1 protein-coding gene is annotated in these 506 nt (G+C 48.6%); it reads right to left on the bottom strand.

Annotation, left to right across the window (positions count from 1 at the left end):
* Nucleotides 1-506, bottom strand: a 506-nt coding sequence (locus ACSTTG_RS24225; RefSeq protein WP_438476622.1) for an EF-Tu/IF-2/RF-3 family GTPase, incomplete at both ends; no start/stop codon positions are given.

Here is a 506-nt window from a genome sequence, read left to right as displayed (position 1 = left end):
GGACGGTAGCCTTTGAAGAAAGGAGTGTGACGGCCGCCTTCGTCTTTAGAAAGTACGTATACTTCAGACTCGAACTTAGTGTGTGGGTTGATTGAGCCAGGAGCTGCAAGAACTTGACCACGCTCAACTTCGTCACGCTTAGTACCACGTAGAAGTGCACCAACGTTCTCACCAGCACGACCTTCGTCAAGAAGCTTACGGAACATCTCAACACCAGTACAAGTAGTAGTTGTAGTCTCTTTGATACCTACGATTTCTACTTCGTCACCTACAGTTAGGATACCGCGCTCGATACGACCAGTTACAACAGTACCACGACCTTGGATCGAGAATACGTCTTCGATTGGTAGTAGGAACGGCTGATCTACTGCACGCTCTGGCTCTGGGATGTAAGAATCTAGAGCTTCTGCTAGCTCAACGATCTTGTCTTCCCACTGCTTCTCACCGTTTAGTGCACCAAGAGCTGAACCTTGGATTACTGGTAGGTCGTCACCTGGGAATTCGTA

The organism is Vibrio glycogenivorans (genome assembly GCF_051660965.1).
Taxonomy (GTDB): Bacteria; Pseudomonadota; Gammaproteobacteria; order Enterobacterales; family Vibrionaceae; genus Vibrio.
Note: the sequence above shows the minus strand (reverse complement) of the source record. Positions and strands in the feature narration are given on the sequence as shown.